Source organism: Syntrophomonas zehnderi OL-4 (genome assembly GCF_000983115.1).
GTDB classification, from domain to species: domain Bacteria; phylum Bacillota; class Syntrophomonadia; order Syntrophomonadales; family Syntrophomonadaceae; genus Syntrophomonas_B; species Syntrophomonas_B zehnderi.
Window position 1 is genome coordinate 26,019 of record NZ_CGIH01000032.1, and the last position, 18,315, is coordinate 44,333.

At 44.6% G+C, this 18,315-nt stretch carries 16 protein-coding genes; 2 read left to right on the plus strand and 14 right to left on the minus strand.

Going from position 1 to position 18,315, the window contains the following annotated elements; genetic code table 11:
- Window positions 1–247: 247 nt before the first annotated feature.
- The 10 genes from AAV90_RS09735 to AAV90_RS09780 form a co-directional block, all read right to left on the minus strand.
- Window positions 248–1,873 (minus strand): long-chain-fatty-acid--CoA ligase, encoded by a 1,626-nt coding sequence (locus tag AAV90_RS09735; RefSeq protein ID WP_046498385.1) that lies wholly within the window; start codon window positions 1,871–1,873, stop codon window positions 248–250.
- 451 nt (window positions 1,874–2,324) lie between these two features.
- Window positions 2,325–2,945, minus strand: a complete 621-nt coding sequence (locus tag AAV90_RS09740; protein ID WP_046498387.1) for a class I SAM-dependent methyltransferase — start codon at window positions 2,943–2,945, stop codon at window positions 2,325–2,327.
- A 115-nt stretch (window positions 2,946–3,060) separates the two neighbouring features.
- Window positions 3,061–4,155: an ABC transporter substrate-binding protein gene (locus AAV90_RS09745; protein ID WP_242847534.1), complete on the minus strand. Its 1,095-nt coding sequence runs from the start codon at window positions 4,153–4,155 to the stop codon at window positions 3,061–3,063.
- A gap of 74 nt (window positions 4,156–4,229) precedes the next feature.
- A complete protein-coding gene (locus AAV90_RS09750) occupies window positions 4,230–5,078 on the minus strand; it encodes an ABC transporter ATP-binding protein (RefSeq protein ID WP_157609538.1) in 849 nt (282 codons plus the stop codon).
- Window positions 5,075–6,124: a FecCD family ABC transporter permease gene (locus AAV90_RS09755; protein WP_046498390.1), complete on the minus strand. Its 1,050-nt coding sequence runs from the start codon at window positions 6,122–6,124 to the stop codon at window positions 5,075–5,077. Before AAV90_RS09755 ends, AAV90_RS09750 begins: the two co-directional genes overlap by 4 nt.
- A 422-nt stretch (window positions 6,125–6,546) precedes the next feature.
- A complete protein-coding gene (gene glmS / locus AAV90_RS09760; protein ID WP_046498393.1) occupies window positions 6,547–8,364 on the minus strand; it encodes a glutamine--fructose-6-phosphate transaminase (isomerizing) in 1,818 nt (605 codons plus the stop codon).
- A gap of 492 nt (window positions 8,365–8,856) precedes the next feature.
- Entirely contained in the window at window positions 8,857–10,218 is a 1,362-nt protein-coding gene (gene glmM / locus AAV90_RS09765; protein WP_046498395.1) for a phosphoglucosamine mutase, read from the minus strand.
- A gap of 379 nt (window positions 10,219–10,597) precedes the next feature.
- Window positions 10,598–11,530, minus strand: a complete 933-nt coding sequence (locus tag AAV90_RS09770; protein ID WP_046498397.1) for a CdaR family protein — start codon at window positions 11,528–11,530, stop codon at window positions 10,598–10,600.
- A complete protein-coding gene (gene cdaA, locus AAV90_RS09775) occupies window positions 11,527–12,348 on the minus strand; it encodes a diadenylate cyclase CdaA (RefSeq protein WP_046498566.1) in 822 nt (273 codons plus the stop codon). Before cdaA ends, AAV90_RS09770 begins: the two co-directional genes overlap by 4 nt.
- A 98-nt stretch (window positions 12,349–12,446) precedes the next feature.
- A complete protein-coding gene (locus AAV90_RS09780) occupies window positions 12,447–13,094 on the minus strand; it encodes a thiamine diphosphokinase (protein ID WP_046498399.1) in 648 nt (215 codons plus the stop codon).
- A 291-nt stretch (window positions 13,095–13,385) separates the two neighbouring features.
- Here AAV90_RS09780 and AAV90_RS09785 point away from each other — a divergent pair, with 291 nt between their 5' ends.
- On the plus strand, window positions 13,386–13,562 hold the full coding sequence (locus AAV90_RS09785; protein ID WP_046498402.1) for an indolepyruvate ferredoxin oxidoreductase subunit alpha: 177 nt from the start codon (window positions 13,386–13,388) through the stop codon (window positions 13,560–13,562).
- Between the two features lie 103 nt (window positions 13,563–13,665).
- On the opposite strand, the gene AAV90_RS09790 is transcribed toward AAV90_RS09785, so the two are convergent.
- Both AAV90_RS09790 and trmL read right to left on the minus strand, forming a co-directional pair.
- Complete coding sequence (locus AAV90_RS09790; protein WP_052729718.1) at window positions 13,666–14,952, minus strand: HD domain-containing phosphohydrolase; 1,287 nt, start codon at window positions 14,950–14,952, stop codon at window positions 13,666–13,668.
- Between the two features lie 52 nt (window positions 14,953–15,004).
- Window positions 15,005–15,472, minus strand: coding sequence for a tRNA (uridine(34)/cytosine(34)/5-carboxymethylaminomethyluridine(34)-2'-O)-methyltransferase TrmL (trmL, locus tag AAV90_RS09795; protein WP_479725403.1), 468 nt, complete (start codon window positions 15,470–15,472; stop codon window positions 15,005–15,007).
- Window positions 15,473–15,629: 157 nt separating this feature from the next.
- Here trmL and AAV90_RS09800 point away from each other — a divergent pair, with 157 nt between their 5' ends.
- Complete coding sequence (locus tag AAV90_RS09800; protein ID WP_052729719.1) at window positions 15,630–16,610, plus strand: SpoIID/LytB domain-containing protein; 981 nt, start codon at window positions 15,630–15,632, stop codon at window positions 16,608–16,610.
- Between the two features lie 51 nt (window positions 16,611–16,661).
- On the opposite strand, the gene AAV90_RS09805 is transcribed toward AAV90_RS09800, so the two are convergent.
- Together AAV90_RS09805 and AAV90_RS09810 are read right to left on the minus strand one after the other, a co-directional pair.
- Window positions 16,662–17,552, minus strand: coding sequence for a DMT family transporter (locus AAV90_RS09805; RefSeq protein WP_046498408.1), 891 nt, complete (start codon window positions 17,550–17,552; stop codon window positions 16,662–16,664).
- Window positions 17,549–18,313, minus strand: a complete 765-nt coding sequence (locus tag AAV90_RS09810) for an ABC transporter ATP-binding protein (RefSeq protein WP_046498409.1) — start codon at window positions 18,311–18,313, stop codon at window positions 17,549–17,551. The genes AAV90_RS09805 and AAV90_RS09810 overlap by 4 nt, the downstream gene beginning before the upstream one ends.
- Window positions 18,314–18,315 lie beyond the last annotated feature (2 nt).

Below are 18,315 nucleotides of genomic sequence, written 5' to 3' on the forward strand. Positions count from 1 at the left end.
CCTGCGGGGACTACTGATATGAACTTCGTTCATAATTAAGGTTGCTGTGTAAATCTGTCTTATCTGGGTTATCTGTGTCTATTAAACTGCGTAAATCCGCGTAATCCGCGTTATCCGCGTCTATTAAAAATCTATTTTCTTACTATATGGTTCGCTATACAGATGGGAAAGCTCTGCTTCCCACCGGAAGCTAAAGCTTCCGCTACATCGGGGCGACCAAAGGTCGCCGCGTTATCCGCGTCTATTATTAACCCCGTTTGGCCATTTCCCGCTTACGCAGTTCATTACGCATCGGTTTTCCCACATTGGTACGGGGAAGCTCATCGATAAATTCAACATGGGTAGGTACTTTGTACGGTGCCAGGCTCTCGCGGCAATGCAGCTTAACCTCATCCGCGGTCATGGTTTCGCCCGGTTTCAAAATGACAAACACTTTAGGGGTTTCACCCCGTTTAGGATCAGGTATGCCGATGGTGCAAGCATCCAGCACCTTGGGATGGGTGTAGAGGACTTCGTCAATTTCGCGGCAGAATACATTAAATCCGCTGCACAAAATCATATCTTTCTTTCTATCCACGATAGTGATAAAGCCGTCCGCATCCATCGTAGCTATATCGCCTGTATATAGCCAGCCATCCCTAATCGCATTCGCTGTTTCTTCAGGATTCTTCCAGTAGGATTTCATGTTCTGAGGCCCTTTGGCGATCAATTCTCCCGGTTCACCGGCAGGCATATCTTTGGTACCGTTCTCCAGGTCAACGATGCGAATATCCACATCAGGCCACGGAATTCCCACACTGCCTATTATTCTTTTGGTATACATGGGGTTACAGGTTATTACATTGGAGGTCTCTGACAAACCATATCCTTCGGTGATCACCGCGCCGGAAAGCTGCTCAAAGCGATTTAAGCCCTCAACTGCAAGGGGCGAGGAACCGCAGATCATGGCTTTTATCTTTTTTATCTTTGAACTGCCGATATCCGGATGTTGGTTAAGACCATATATCATGGCTGGGACAGCAGCAAAAAAGTTGGGTTCGTGTTTGTTTATATTAAAAAGTAGATTGTCCGGGGTTGGTCCGTTAACCACGATAATGTTCCCCCCGGCTACCATATTAATATTTACGCTGGTATTAAAACCATAAATATGGTATAGGGGCATGGCTGCCATTATCCGCATATCCTCGGGTTTATCATAAGGAGCTTTGAACCAATGCACATCCTGCCAGGCTATAGCCTCCAGGTTGGCATTACTTAGCATACAACCTTTGGATAAACCGGTAGTGCCTCCGGTGTACTGCAGCATAGCTAAATCTTCAAAGTTTATAGGGATATCCGGTTCCGCCTCCGCTCCAGAGGCAATAAACTCCTCGTAAGTCAATACTTCCCCGGCAAAATCCTGGGAGGCATCAGTGTGGGAATCCAATACTACTATGGTTTTTATCTGGTTTTTACCTTTTTTCTTGGTCTCCACAACTTTTCCGGCAAAACGATCTTCCACAAACACAATAGATGTCTCACTATCTGAGAACTGATGTGTCAATTCAGGAATTGTGTACATAGGATTGGTAGGAACAATAGCAGCCCCAATTTTATAGCAGGCCTGAAGCAATATTACGTATTCGGGGAGATTGGTACTCATCAGGGCAATCCGGTCGCCCTTTTGATAGCCAATTGATAGAATAGCATGGGCGGTTTTTCTCGCCAGTGTATTTGCCTGAGCATAAGTAAGTTGTTGATCATCCCATATTAAATAAGCCTTATCCGGGTTCTTGTCAGCCCACTCATTAAAGTAATCCTTCATGGGTTTGTGCGGGTAATCAATAGAATGTGGGACACCCTTATCGTAAAAATTGTACCATGCTCTGTCCATTCGTATTTCCTCCTTTTACTCTAGTTCCGACAATGTAATCGAATCCCATATCAATTCAGGAAACACCGCAAAACACCGCAAAAACACTTAATGTTTCTTCCAATACTCCTTGCAGCCCTCCTTTACTTTATTATTCTCAGCTATTTTGGTTACCATGCATAACTGGCGAAAAATCCTCACAATATTCGCCCTATTTAATTTCATTATATCCCTATTATTATTCGTCATCAAGAATTCTGCACTGTTTAGGTCATCGTTTAGCAACCCGATGCTAAAGTCACTTCCTACCTAATATTACCCCAGCTTACAACTAAATTTATGGCATCTTCAAAGGAAAAAACGTATCATCGCCGAATATCCATAAGTGACTTCCCTTTTCGTTTTTTGTCTTGGGTTTTTGGTTTAGTCACTTATTAACTCGGCAAATACAGGGGTGAAGTCCTTTTTTATATTAAGCCGTCTTGCTTATCATTATCCATAAACCGGCTTCATCCTGTTGGATCTCAAATCGGCTTATGTCGGCCTGTTCCAGTTTGGCCTTATAATCGGCCACCTTGTCCTTGCCCACCCGCTGCTGCCGTTTTTTTCCCCACTGTGGATCCCGCTTTAGCATCTCTTTTTCTACTTTTTTCAGTAATTCTTGATTTCCAAATCCCCCGCCAATACAGGTCATTCCCCCTGGAGCCAGTACCCGGTAGATTTCCCTAAAGGCCTGCACCTGATCTTCCCAAAAGAACATAGAGCCCCGGCTAATCGCCAGGTTAACACTATTATCCGGCAGAGGTATGGAGTGAACATCTCCCTGCAGAGTCTTAGCCCGGGCTTTTAAGCCACTTTCATGTATATATCCTTTTGCCAGATCCAACATGTCTGCAGATTCATCAAACAATATCATTTCCATCGTGCTGATTCGCGCCAGGGCCAGTCCCAGATACCCGCCGCCGCATCCGATATCCAGACAGCAACCGCTGGTTATTCCGGTTCGGTCAATTATTTGTGCGGCTATTACCGGATAAATGGGGGCAAAAACCTCCCGGGCAATTTCATCGAATTCAAGTGCATTGATCGCCATAGAACCTTCCTCCTTTTTTAGCTTGTTGCAGTTATATTAAAGCAAGGCGATATAAATTACCACCTTGCCTCAAAGAAAAGCGCTTTTATTACAGCTATTCCAGCTAAAAGTCTGGTTATATACCCCCGCAGTCTTTTAGCAAAGATTCTATTTCCTGATCAGATAGATCGTAATGGTAAAATTTCTTGTAAAACTCCCGGGTTTCCTTGGCCATATCATAGTTATAGACATCGGGGTATAAAAGGTTGCCCAGCCACTTTAAGCCCAGTATCCGGTTTACAGAAGGGGGACGGTCAAACCAGTTAAATGGACCGCTGGGTACGGCATAGACTTTTTTATTATTAACCGCAGTTATACTTTGCCATTTAGAATCAGTCAGCATTTTGCTGTAATATCCCCCCTGGGTATCATTCCAACTGATAATAATATCAGGATTCCAGGCAAGTACCTGTTCCAGTGAAACCGGGGTCATGCCCATGCCGCCTTTCATAGCAACATCAGCCACATTTACCCCTCCTACGATATCCAAAGTTGCGGTATGGTTTGATCCCTTGGGATCAGTCTCCAAACCGGCGGCTCCCTCCGCATAATATACCTTAACGCGCTGTCTGTCAGAAATAGTATTTGCCTTGGCTTGAACATCTTTAGCTGTTTCACGGCAGTAAGCGCTTAATTCATTAGCCCTTTCTTCCATATTCAGTAACTTGCCTGCAAACTCATACGCTTTATCTAAATTCATGAGATCATCACCATCAATCATTACAACCGGCAAGCCGGTCTGCTGCTCAATTTTATCTACCTGCTCTGCATCCAGATAAGCCATCGATAGGATTACATCAGGTTTGATCTTTAAAAGTTCTTCAGTGTTACAGGTGGCCTTGGCATACCAACCTCCCAGATTAGGCAGACTTTGATACTTGGGGAGTATATATTCTTTTTCCCCGGGACGCAGATCATAGTTCCAGCCAACTAACAGGTCAGGGTCTAAAGTATAAACTAAAATAGTACCCACCGGGCTTACACAAAAGACCTTGTCGATCTTGGTGGGTACCGTAACTTTCCGCCCTCCCATATCCGTAATCGTACGCATTTCAGGATGGGCTGGTTTATTAGTTTCCTTTGTCCCACTCTTGCCACATCCGGCCAAACAGCAACTCATGATTAAGGTCAGCATGGTCAGAACCACTATTAGCTTTTTTCCACTTTTCAAGAAAAATCCTCCTATCTAATAATCTTGTCGGCATCACCTGCCGTATCACTGGCTTTATAGGTTTGAAAAAATGTTTAATAATTTGCCAATGCATAGTTTCTTTCTGTTGCTGAGATTTGTGCTAAATCTATTTCCGGCCGGAAATAACCTGATGGTATACAAACTTTCAACTCTTTATTAAGCCGGTTTATGACCGATACTATTTCTACCTCCACACCATATAGTGTCTTAAGTCTTTCAGCCGTTATAGTCTCGCCAGGGGTTCCACTATGTAAGATTCTCCCCTCATTCAGGAGTACCACACGGTTAGAATAAAGGAAAGCATGTTCGGGAAAATGGCACGACATTAAGATAGCCAGATTCAATCCCGCCAGTTGCTTGACATGGCTTAAGACTTTAATCTGATTGCCAAAATCAAGGCTTGAGGTTGGCTCGTCCATAATAAGTATTTTCGGTTCCTGAGCCAGTGCCCGGGCAATTAATACCAGTTGCCTCTCACCTCCGCTTATTTCGGTGTAAATTCGATTCCGCAGATAGGTGATATTTAACATTTCCAATGCCTGTTCGGCGATTTTTACGTCCTTGGAGGAGGGTGATGCAAATGGGTTGATATGGGCTGTCCGCCCCATTAGCACAACGTCCAATACCTCAAAGGGAAACGGCGGGGTATGCATCTGCGGGATATAGCCGACTACCCGGGCAATCTGCGCAGAAGTCCAGCGCTTAATGTTTTTACCGTCCAGCAACACCTCTCCTCCTTGAGTTGGCAACAATCCCAGGATAGATTTTATAAGGGTTGTTTTACCGCAACCATTGGCCCCCAAAAGGCCGATTACTTCTCCCCCGTTTATTTCCAGGGATATGTTTTCCAACACCTTTCGTTGTCCATATCCACAACTTAAGTTGTCGAGCTTTAGCTTCATTTCCATCCCCACTTACTGTTTAATAATAAATATAAAAAGAAAGGTACGCCTATAAGCGCAGTCAAGATTCCCAGCGGAATTTCCATGCTGGCCAGCAAACGAGCCATATCATCAACTAATAATAAATAAGCACCTCCAAGTAAAATAGATGCCGGCAACAGCACCCGATAATTAGGCCCAACAATCATGCGGGCTAAGTGTGGTATTACCAGTCCCACCCAGCCAATCAGACCACCAATGGAAACTGAGGCGGCTGTCATAAGAGTACAACAAAGAATAACTATGGTTTTTAACCGTCTGGTGTTAAGGCCCAGTACCTGGGCTTCCTCCTCTCCCATAGCCATAACGTTAAGGCGCCAGCGCAATAAAAAAAGCACTATCATCCCGACCATTATAGGCGTTACTACCATATAAATATCCTGGAGATTAATAGAGGCCAGACTCCCCATTAACCAGAAGGTAATAGCCGGCAACTTATCGTACGGATCCGCTATATATTTGATGCAAGAAATGGCTGCCGTAAACAGCGAACCGATCATAATGCCAGATAGTACAAGCGCCAGCATGGGATCATGCTTAATCCTCAGACTAATTCCGTAGGTCAGGGCAACTGCTACCAGGCCACCTATAAACGCCATTATCTGCACTCCTACCATGCTCATAGCAAAATAAATACCCAAAGCAGCTCCGAAACCAGCTCCGGCAGAGGCCCCTAATATATCAGGAGAAACCAACGGATTTTTAAACATCCCCTGATAGGCGGCTCCGGCCGCAGACAGTGCGGCACCTATCATTATGGCAGCCAATATACGGGGCAAGCGTACTTGAAAAATGACTGTTTCCACCGTATCACCCCAGTTTTTTTCCAGGGGCAATATCTGGGCACCCAAGACCTGCAGCAGTTGACTAGGCGGAACAGAGTAGCGCCCCAGAGTAAAGGAAAGAATAAATATAACGACAAGCACCAGCAAAAGAACCCCTATCCTGCCAGTATTGCTTTTGCTATTTCCGGTTGCTGCGATTTTCTGCTTTAAAACTGTCTGCACCTATAATCTCCTTCCATAAAACGCTAGTACTTGCGGCAAGTGATAAGTTAATCTATTTGGTTAGTTGTAGTTGGTTTATGTTTGTTTAATGTTTTAGTTTACGTTGGGTTTTGTTTATTATATTAATTTCTCTAAAATATCTAATATACCTGCTTAATTTTTTGTTATCTTTTATAAATGTCTTAAATGGGTCAAATAGCAACATATCAATCTTGTTGAGGCCCTCATATTAACTGCAGGGCCAGTTTCTGCCCCCTTAAGTAGTCGCTTTACGTCCGCTTTTATATGGTTAAAAACGACATCATAAAAAGACCCGCAGAGCTAACCCCTATACAGCTCTGCGGGCAAAATAATAACCGTGTTTTTAATATAATTATAAACAGAATTTACCGGGGAAGCAGAAAGAACATCAGGCTGCTTCCTTATTCTACTGTTACGCTCTTGGCAAGGTTTCTGGGTTTATCTACATCCGCTCCTCGGAAAATCGCCATGTAATAGGCAAAGATCTGCAAGGGGATGACCCCTACGATGGGAGCCAGGATGGGGTTGACATCGGGCAGAATGATCTGCTCGTCGCATTCCTGACAGGATTCCTGCAGATTAGCTTTGCAGATAGCAATTACTATTGCACCTCGGGCCTTGACCTCTCTAATGTTTGACATGGTTTTTTCCACCAGATGATCCTGGGTGATGAGGGCTAAAACCGGCACCCCTTCATATATCAGGGCCAGGGGACCATGTTTTAATTCGCCGGCTGCATACGCTTCGGCATGAATATATGAAATTTCTTTAAGTTTTAAGGCACCTTCCATAGCTACGGCATAGTCAAAACCTCGGCCTAGGAAGAAGGTGTTTTGCACGTCTTTATGTCTGGCAGCCATTTCTTTTATTCTATTCTGCTGCTCAAAAACCTTTTCTGCCAGACCATCGATCCTGGCAAGCTCTCCGGTTAGCTCTTTCAGCTCATTTAAGGGCATGGTTCCTCTAACCCGGGCCAGGTGCAGGGCCAGAAGATACATAATCAAAAGTTGGGTTGAATAAGCTTTTGTTGAGGCCACGGCAATTTCAGGTCCGGCGTGGGTATAAATTACCCGATCAGCTTCCCGGGATACCGCACTGCCAACCACATTGGTTACAGCTAAAACCCTGATTCCGTTGCGTTTGGCTTCTCTTAATACCGCCATGGTATCAGCCGTTTCACCTGACTGGCTGATAACAATCATTAATGACTGGGGATGCCAGAGAACATCTCGGTAGCGAAATTCGGAAGCAATTTCGGTTTCCACCGGAATACGGGCCAGTTTTTCTATGGCCCACCTTCCGACCAGACCCGCATGATAAGCTGTTCCGCAGGCTACAATGTAGATTTTTTTCACATCCGCGAAAATATCATCGATGTTGAAATGAGCCAGGTCTGCCACCTGATCCTTAATGTTTCCGCGCAGGGTCTCCCGTAAGGCTGCGGGTTGTTCGTGTATTTCTTTAAGCATAAAGTGATCATACCCATTCTTTTCAGCTGCAATTGGATCCCAATTGATGGGGAATAGTTCCTTTTTAATGGGTCGCCCGTCAAAATCAGTTATGCTGACCATATCCTTCTGCAAAACTACGAATTCCCGATCCTCAATAATATAAACCCGATTGGTCTTGCCTAGGATTGCGGGAATATCGGAAGCCAGATAGTTTTCGTTTTCGCCCAGGCCAACTACCATGGGACTGTCTTTTTTGGCAGCAATTATTTTGTCAGGTTCTTCGGCACTGATTACGGCGATGGCAAAAGAACCCTGCAAGTGTTTAAGTGATTCCCGCACAGCTTCTTCCAATGATTCCTGATAGTACTCCTCAATCAGATGAGCGATTACCTCGGTGTCGGTTTCAGAAACAAAGTCATGGCCTTTGAGCATTAATTCCTTGCGTAAACCGGCGTAGTTTTCAATAATACCGTTGTGCACCAGGGCTATTCTGCCGCTGCAATCGATATGGGGATGTGCATTCATGTCACTGGGTATGCCGTGGGTGGCCCAGCGGGTATGCCCAATAGCCAGACCGGTGGGAGGATAATCACCCATGGCCTCTACCAACTCATTTAAACGTCCTTTTTTTTTGCTAATTTGCAAGCTGTGCTCTTGATAGACTGCTAAACCAGCGGAATCATATCCCCGATATTCAAGTTTGCTCAATCCGTTTATAATAACCGGCACGGCTGGCCCGTCACCGATATAACCCATAATTCCACACATATAATAACCTCCGCTTGTTAATTAAAGCGCAGCACCTATTAAATCGGTGCCATTGACAAACAAATCCACACCCACTGAAGCAAGCAGGAAAGTCCCTCAGTGGGTTCCACGCATATGGCTTTTTGTTGGTATATTGCTATACGTTTTGTAACCATATTTACGATTGTGGCAACCGGGGGGCATCCGCCGAGATTCGATAAACCCCCTCCTCGTCACCCGGCATTATGACGCATAATCTAATCTAATACCGGGTCAGGCGCTTAAAACTGAGTCAGAAAGTAAAAACCGGGTAATAAGTCTCTGTACTTTCGAATTTCGGTATTTTTAGCTTTATAATCCTTAAATTGCCATTCGAGGGTATCCCTGGGTTGTTAAATTTACTTTTTCTTAATTATTGTTTATTAGCTAAACAATTGTTGAAGCCTTTCCGTAATATTGATTCCCTGGCAGCCGCCGCCGGAGCCGAAGCTTCCGCAGTGTTATCCGTGTCTGTTAACTATTACTTTCCTGGGCTGCCTTTATAGCATCACTGATATCTCTTATCACCTCCTCCAACAGGTATTGTTCAGGACCCTGGGCCATGATTCTTACCATCGGCTCGGTTCCCGAAGGTCTGACTACCAATTTGCCGAATTCACCCAGTCTTTTTTCAGCCTGGATTAAGGCAGCGGTAACCAGTTTATGATTAAGGATAGTATCCTTATCCTCCAGCCGAACGTTAACCAGCAACTGGGGTTGCTTTTCCATTTCGGCGGCCAGTTCCGACAAAGGCAAGCCGGTTCTTTTTATTACTTCGGCCAGTTTTAGTGAAGTCAGCAGTCCATCGCCAGTAGTAGCATGATTAAGGAAAATAATGTGCCCGGACTGTTCCCCCCCCAGGAGAGCGCCGGTTTCCTGCATTTTTTCCAACACATAGCGATCCCCTACCGCACAGCTGTCAACCTCTATTCCTTCCCGCCTCAGGGCAATATCAAGACCGATATTGCTCATTACAGTTGCGGCTACACGAGCCGGTTTTAACTTGGAGCGGCGCACCATATCCAGACCACATATAACCATGATGTAATCCCCATCTAGTTCATTGCCCCGTTCGTCAACGGCAATGCAGCGATCAGCATCCCCGTCATAAGCTATACCCAGATCGGCTTTATGCTGCAAAACAGCTTTTTTTAAACCTTCGGTATAGGTCGAGCCACAGCGATCATTAATATTGATCCCATTGGGCTGGGCATTGATCTCAATAACCCGGGCTCCTAGTCTCTCCCACATCAGGCCGGCGGCCTGATAGGCTGCGCCATTGGCACAATCTATTACAATACATAAATCATCTAACTTAGTTTTTTCACTGTAGCAGGAACATAAAAAATCCAGATAGCGATTCAGGGCTTCAGCTACATCATATACTCTTCCTACTTCCTGGCCCTGGGGACGAATCAGATTACTCGTTCCCTCCAGAACCAGCTGTTCAATTTCGGCTTCGATCTCATCGGGCAGCTTATAGCCGTTGGGGCCAAAGAATTTGATACCATTATCTTCAACCGGGTTGTGGGAAGCCGAAATAACGATCCCGCAAGAAGCTTCGTATTGCCTGGTCAGGTAGGCCACCGCCGGAGTTGGTATCACACCCAAAGTTAGGACATCTGAACCGGTTGAACATATGCCGGCGATCAATGCGGCTTCCAACATATCACCTGATACCCGGGTATCCTTGCCAACCATTATACGCGGCCGGGTGCAGCTATTGTGTTGGCTCAGCACATAACTGCCGGCTCTGCCTAGGTCGAAAGCCATCTCCGGCGTAAGCTCCAGGTTGGCTATCCCTCTTACTCCATCAGTACCGAACAATGTTCCCACGATCATTACCTCCAAAATATGAATTAGACTTATTATATTTGCTGGATTTTATAACCTGCAGATGCATATTGCAACTAATCTAAAAATCGCCAAACTTTGCTGTTGTCAATTATTTTAACATTCAAGTTCTAGTTAAACAGCCGGAATTATAATGTAAACAGCGCCACTTTATTCCGCATCAGGGGTTGAGTGGTCAGGTTTATCTTCTACTTCCCCATTTAGTTTGTTAAATAGCTATTATTTATTATTATGCTTTTTAGTAACAGATGGTTAACATTTATAGCCGTAAGAAGATCCCCAAAATTCCCCTATTAACCTGGAATCTGCACAGATCTAAGCCGAGTATAGCATTTTTTTATTTATCAACGCACCCGGGGCTTCATTCCTGAATGACCTTATCATTCACTTTCTCAATAGTAACTTTTACATTTACCTGCATTGGTGTGGCTGTCACCCCTTCCGGGACGATAATATCAACTGCCTGGACAAAACTCTCTTTCTTATCGCTAATATCAATTTCCCGGGTCAATACTTCCGTTATTATATCTATTCTTATTTTTTCACCCATCAGGCTGATCATGGCCGGATCAACGGTGATTTCTCCCACTCGATATCCTTCAGCGGGCTTGCCTTTAATCTGTGGTTTTATCGGCACATTTATCTGCTTCTGGGTTGGTTCCACCACTACATAAGCTTTCACTTTTTCAGGCAGCAAGGAAAATCCCTGGCTGATCTTATTGCCCTGAGCATCCCTTGCTTCCAGCGCGACTGTATATGCACTGATTCCCTTACTATCCCCCAGGCTAACCGGCGCAGTAATTACGGCTATCCGGTTTACGACGGACGGGTCTCCTATTACCATACATTTGTCAGGTGATATATTTACTTCCCGCAGTTCAAAACCCGCGGAGGGATTCTGTATTACTTCAACTTTAATGGGCATTAGGTGTTCTCTTAATTCCTCTAATTCAACTTCCACCTTGTCAGGCTGCACCGTTGTCAGCATAGCTCCTTTAACCGGCTGAACCTTGACAGGAAGCGTATGCTTGCCTTTTTCCATCCCAGCTAAATCGACATAGGCTACAATCTCACCTGTTTCGCGAAATACTCCCCATAGTTTTACAGATACGGTCTGAGGGCCGACCACGGTCAAACCAGAGGGTATATTATAATATTGCAGCTCAGCCTCCACAATGTTTTTGCCGCTGGCTAGACCACCTTGATTAACAACATAGAACCAAAGCATACAGGCCATCAACAAAGATAAGGCTTTAAGTCCGATGGATTTCTTCCTGCTTCTAGAGTCTCTCATCCCCGGGACCACCTCCTCCATAAGGTAGGCTTAACATCATCGTTAATAAGCTCCTTTTCCAACAACTCCCTCAAACTCTGCGCATCAAGATAGCGGATCAGTTTTCTATCCCGCCCCAGGGATACAGATCCGGTTTCCTCGGATACTATTATGGCCAGCGCATCTGAAACTTCAGTTATTCCCAGGCCGGCACGATGCCTGGTGCCCAACTGTGGCGGTAATTGGGGGTCATTACTCAAAGGCAGAACACAAGCCGCTTTGTAAATACGCCCGTCCCTTATAACTAAGGCGCCATCATGCAAGGGAGTATTGGGCACAAATGTATTAATAAGCAAACCTGATGAAACCAGGGAATCTACTGTTATCCCGCTTTCCAGATATTCTTCTATCCCGGTTTCACGAGCAATAACAATTAAAGCCCCCACCCGATTGCGCGACAATATCCCGACCGCGTCAGTTATTTCTTTTATAATCACCTGGTAATCCTGGGGATCAACATCTGTACTGCTGGACTTAAAGAAACTACCCTTACCCAGTTGTTCCAGGAGCCTTCTCAATTCAGGCTGAAAAACTATGGGCAGGGCAATAGCAAAGAAAATCCATAATTTCTCCAGCAGCCAATTAAGCATATCCAACTGCATATAGCTGGCCGCAACCGAAAACACCAACAGGATCATCAAGCCCTTGAGCAGCTGAACTGCCCGGGTTCCCTGAATAAGTCCCAGCAGACGATATATGACATAGGCTACAATAAAGATATCGAGCAGATTGCGAAATATATCCCAGGGGCTAGCAAACACCCCGGACAATAAACTCAAGTCCACATTACTTCTCCCCTACGAATTAATATCCTCAAACTATCGTCTCCCGGCAGACGGGATCGGTTTGAACACTGAAAATATGGAAACCGACCCTGCTAATTTCCGCCTTCCTGAAAATAGTGAAATACCGCCAAAATTCCTTCATCTACACTGATCATCCCACGGTTACCCGACAGTACGTTGGATATGGCATAAGGAACCTTTTGTTCCAGCACAACTTGATCCAACGGATAATCAAACCCCTGAACCGTAACCCCATGGGCCTGTTCCGTAAGGGATAAAACCGAGACCAGGTCGCCTGCCTGACCAATGATTTCTAATTCTTTACTCACCAGGTAAACAGCTAAACGCGGCGACAGGTGGCTAATCTTGATTCCCCGCTGCGCCATTTCTATACCCCCATAGAGGTTGGATAAAGTATGATCCAATCTTCTCCCCAAGGTACCCAACAAAATAATTTCACTCGCACCCATTTCGGCCGCCTTGGTTAAAACCAATTGCGTATCGGTAAAGTCTTTGCGGCGGGGAAACTTTTTAAAGGTCACCTTTCTTTTGACAAAATACTCTTTCACCTCAGGAAAAATGGAATCCATATCTCCTATTATTATTTGGGGAACCACACCCATTTTATAGGCATGGTTGGCCCCTCCATCAGCACATAAAATGGTTTCTTGGCCGGTCAAATATTGATTATAGAATGAAAGATCACCATATTTTCCATTAGCCATTACTATAAAACGCATTATATCTTTCTCCCATTCTCGTATGCCGTTTTGCTGTATAGTATCATACCATAATATTAAAAACCAGGGGATGGAAGACCCTTACTTTTTTCATCATGACTTACGATTAATATGTTTTTTTCTTGCAATTGCCTTAAGCATTTTAAGTAAAAAAAGAAGGATTATCTTAGCTGAAATTGCTTAAAAATTCGCTTTTCTTAAAGCTCATTAATATTAAAATTAGTAAATTGACAAAAAAAAATGCGTTCTTTATAATGCTATTAATTGACTGTAGCAAAGGAGGCGAATTCAATGAGCTATACGATTAACGATGAATGTATAAGCTGTGGCGTATGTGCAGATGAATGCCCTGTAGAAGCCATCACTGAAGGTGAGGACAAGTATGTGATCAATCCGGATCTTTGTACCGACTGTGGTGCCTGCGCCGATGTATGCCCGGTGGAAGCACCCGAGCCGGCTGATGAATAAACTGCCTGATAAATCCACCAAACAGTTTAATCACCACTAAAAAAAAACCCTTGCGGGTTTTTTTTTACTATTAACGGCCGGGTCATTAACAAAATACCTATATTTACACTCGATCCTTTGTTGCGGCCAGCATATCTTCTATCCTTTCATTGACCAGACCATTCTTACTCTGCACCCGCGAGCGCAGATTATCGATTTCATCAAAATTTTTATGCAGAATTCCAACCAGGTCACCATTGATTTTTTTATCTTTCACGTGCCCGTCCATAACCTTAAGAGCACTTTCCCGATCCATCCCCTGACGATAGGGCCGCACTTCACATATCGCCGTTAAGATATCAGCTACAGCCATAATCTGGGAGCCCAAAGGAAGAGCTCTTTCTTTCATATGGAAGGGATAGCCGGAACCGTCCAGACGCTCATGATGCAAGGCAGCCCAGACATTAATAATATCCGCCTGCCTAATATTACCCAATATCCGGTAGGTGTAATAGGCATGGCTTTTAATAATATCATATTCCACCTTCGTCAGCGAACCGGGCTTTTCCAAAATTGAGGGAGGGATGGCCAGTTTGCCCAGGTCATGTAAATATCCGGCAATACGCATCATTTGGCATTCCAGCTGGGAAAAACCTGCCTGTTTGGCAATATACTCGGCAGTTATAGCTACACCTCGGGAATGATGCGCATTAAGAGGGCTGCGCAAGTCAATCATCCGAGCAAAAAACTGCGCAATCATATCCATCTCTTTAACATCCATCTCCATGCTCTGGTTTTCCAAACGGCGCGTGATGACCACATTTAAGGAAGGAGAAACAATATCGAGCCAGAAATATTCGTAATTTGCCAAATGAATGAAGGCTTCTACCTGTTCGGGATTAAACATGGTTCCGGAATAGCTTCGGATCGTTTTTACAATATCTGCACTCTGGCTCAAAATATCAATATCTTTCTTAATCAATACCGCAATCCGGTCAGCCAGATGGATAATATGACTTCCATAGGGCACTGCCACCCCGCGGTCAAGCAGCCCACTGCCCTTATTCCATGGTTTGTGATGATACCTTATCAACATCGCGACATTTGCCAGAGGGGCAAATTCTCGTAAAAACAAATATCCTATTTCGGCATGTTTTTGGACATGGTGATCTTCAAATTTAAGAGTATCCAATCTCTCCTGCAGGGACAAAGCACCAATATCATGCAGGCCAGCCGCTAGGGCAATCTCCATCGTTTCTTGAGTTGGCAGATTTAGTTCCTGGGCTATACTGAAAGCAATATAGGCAACCTGTTTGTGATGATTAGCTACTACCGGGCTAATTAAATCCAGGGCTTCAGAAAAACTAGCCACCATATCAAGCAAGCTGACCCGAGGTCCATGAATCATCATGCTGCTCCCCACCTTTTATACAATTTATACACATTATGATAATGATAAACTGTTAACGCAAACCGGCAAAATTATTCTGCCGCAAAGCTTCATAGAGAATAATGGCAGCACTATTAGCCAAGTTAAGCGAACGCCCTAAATCAATCATAGGAATACGGATCATGTTTTGACGGTAGCTATCCAGTATTTGCGGGCTTAATCCCCGGGTTTCAGATCCAAACACTAAAACATCATCCGTTTCATACTGTACTTGCTCATAGCTGCGCGAAGCCTTCGTACTGGCAAGGTACAGGTTATGGTTGCTATAAGCATCAGCAAATTCATTAAAATTCTCCCAGATGCTAACCTCCACTTGCTGCCAATAATCCAGACCGGCCCTTTTCATGTAGCGGTCGGCCAAAGAAAAGCCTAGTGGCTTAATCAGATGTAAACGCGTCCCGGTCAAAGCACAGGTGCGGGCTATATTGCCGGTATTTTGCGGTATTTCAGGTTCTACCAGGACGATTTCCAAACGATTCACTTCCTAAACACTCATCAATATTTGGTTTAATGGTAACTAATGTACTAAATAATTATACCTAAGATTGCCAGCTATAACAATTTAGTTCGAGGCGAAAACTATGTAAAACTTAACGAAAACTATGTAAAACTCATAAACGATCAAAGGAGATGGCATTTTGATTAGAGCAATTAAAAAACCGCTTGTTTTATTATTGATGTTATTGCTATTTTTGCCTGTCTTGAGCTTAAGCGGGTGCCAAAAAACCTCCGACCAACCTAGCCCGAAAAAAAAACCGGCGGCACTTGCCCCGGAAGTAAAAAAGATAAAATCGGAACCCACTATTTCTCTTTATCGCAGTGCAACCGGGGAAAAACAGCAGATTAAAATGGAAGATTATATAAAAGGAGTCGTAGCCGCTGAAATAGGGCCCAAATTCCCCATGGAAGCCTTAAAAGCTCAGGCCATTGTCGCCCGAACCATGACCCTGGCTTTAATAAATTATGAATCAGGCAGCCGGGCCAAGCACGGGACAGATGCCAGTGATAACCATACTGAATTTCAGGCTTATGACGAAAAAAAGGTTACTGATAAAATCTCCCAAGCCGTAGATGCCACTCGGGGAGAAATTCTGACCTATAATGGCAAATTTGTGTATGGGGAATTTCATTCTGTATCTAACGGCAAAACTGCCGACATCAATGAGAGTTTTCCAAAGCTAAAAAACAAAGTCGGAACCTATATTAAGCCTGTTACTACTAAAGGCATAAAATACGCTCCCGATAAATACCGGAATTGGACGGTAAAAATACCTCGTTCCGAGATAAAAAGTATCATGGGGCCCAAAGCGGGGTCTTTAGATGACATTAGAATTAGTAAAAAAGGTCCCTCCGGCAGGGCATTGGCCATCACGGCGGGGACTGCTTCCATCGCTGGGGTTGATTTACGTCAACGGGTCGGATTTGACCGTCTTTATTCAACAGGCCTAAGCAGCGTTAAAGCCCAGGGCGATAACATCATATTTAAAGGTAGCGGCTGGGGACATGGGGCCGGCATGGAACAATGGGGTGCATACGCCATGGCCAAGGAAGGCAAAACAGCGCGCCAAATCGTAGAACATTACTACCCCACCTCCAATTGGACCAAACTGTATAAATAACACCAGACGCACAAGAGGACGGCTACCGTCCCCCTGTGCGTCTGGGTTTATTTAAACCACCAGTTTATTATTCTCAGACGTAATCTTGTTTTCGTTGGCAGCCGCCAAATAAATGCCGCAAAGAATTAAAATACCACCGATAATCTGATACCATTGCAAGTATTCGTTAAAAATTAGCCAGGCCATGATACTGGCTCCGACCGATTCACCTAAAATAGAAATTGCCACAACGGGAGCCTTTACGTACTTCAAGGCCCAGTTTAATATTCCATGCCCGGCAATACCAGGCCCTAAAGCCAGTAAAAAGAACAACAGCCAATCCCGGCTGGGGTATTCAGTCAGATTCAATCCCATGAGTATCGAAGCCAACAGCAAAATTATTGCGGCCGTCAGGGACACCAGTGACGTATACGTCCAGGTTCCTACCCGGGAACGAACTTGGCGGCCAATAATAAAATAAATGGCAACAAACAAACCACTGGCCAGGGCCAACATATCACCCAGCAACTTTCCGTTGACCAGATCTCCCTTAGCAATTAGGGTGCATCCGATTAAGGCGGTAAAAATCCCCCCCCCAATCCAGGCGTTGATCTTTTCGTGCAAGAACAGAATAGAAAAGATTAAGACGAAAATAACCTGCAGATTGGTAAAAAGAACTGAACTGGATATGCTCGTATAACCTAGGGAGGTAATCCAAAAGGAGAAATGCAGGGCCAGGAAAATACCGGCTCCTCCAATAAAAAGATAGTCCTTTTTCTGTATATTTTTTAATTCCCTGATCATTGCAAAGTTCCCCAGGACAGCAGCCAGAAGCGCGGTAAATGTCACCCGGTAAAACGCAATAACCATGGGCGAAGCCGAAGAAAAACGTATAATAATGGAGGATGTCGCCATGCAAAGAACGGAGAAAGCCAGCAAAGAATAGACTGGGGCACGATTCATACACCTACCCCCAGGTAGGATTCAATCACCCGTTCATTGTTCTTGATCTCGTTGGGAGTACCCTCGGCAATCTTTTTTCCATAATCAAAAACGGCAATCCTTTCACAGATATTCATTACCAGGTTCATATCATGTTCCACCAGGATGATGGTTAATTTGTTTTCATCGCGAATCAGCCGGATTAGCTTCATTAGATCTTCTTTTTCTCCGGCATTCATTCCGGCCGCCGGCTCATCCAAAAGCAGCAAAGCAGGTTTAAGGGCCATGGCTCGTGCAATTTCCAGACGCCGCTGCTCACCGTAGGAAAGATTTTCCGCGTACTCCATTTCCTTGTGATCCAAACCGACCAGTTCCAGTAGTTGACGCGCATCAGCAAAAACCTGCCTTTCCTCGCGGCGGGTTGCCGGTAAACCCAGCATACCTTCAATAAATGTGCTGCGGGTAACCCCGTGACTGCCAACCCGCACATTATCCAATACCGATAATTTATTAAAAAGCCTGATATTCTGAAAGGTTCTGCCGATGCCCAGGCGGGCAATCTTATAGGCCGGCAGTTTATTAAGTTGCTGACCTTTAAAAACCAAATTTCCTTCAGTGGGTACATAGATCCCGGTAATAATATTAAACAAAGTAGTCTTGCCGGCTCCGTTAGGACCAATAATACCGAATATATCCTGCTCTTGCACCTGCAGGTTAACAGAATCCAGCGCCCGCAAGCCTCCGAATTCCTGGCTGATATTTTTCAATTCCAGTATGGCCATAT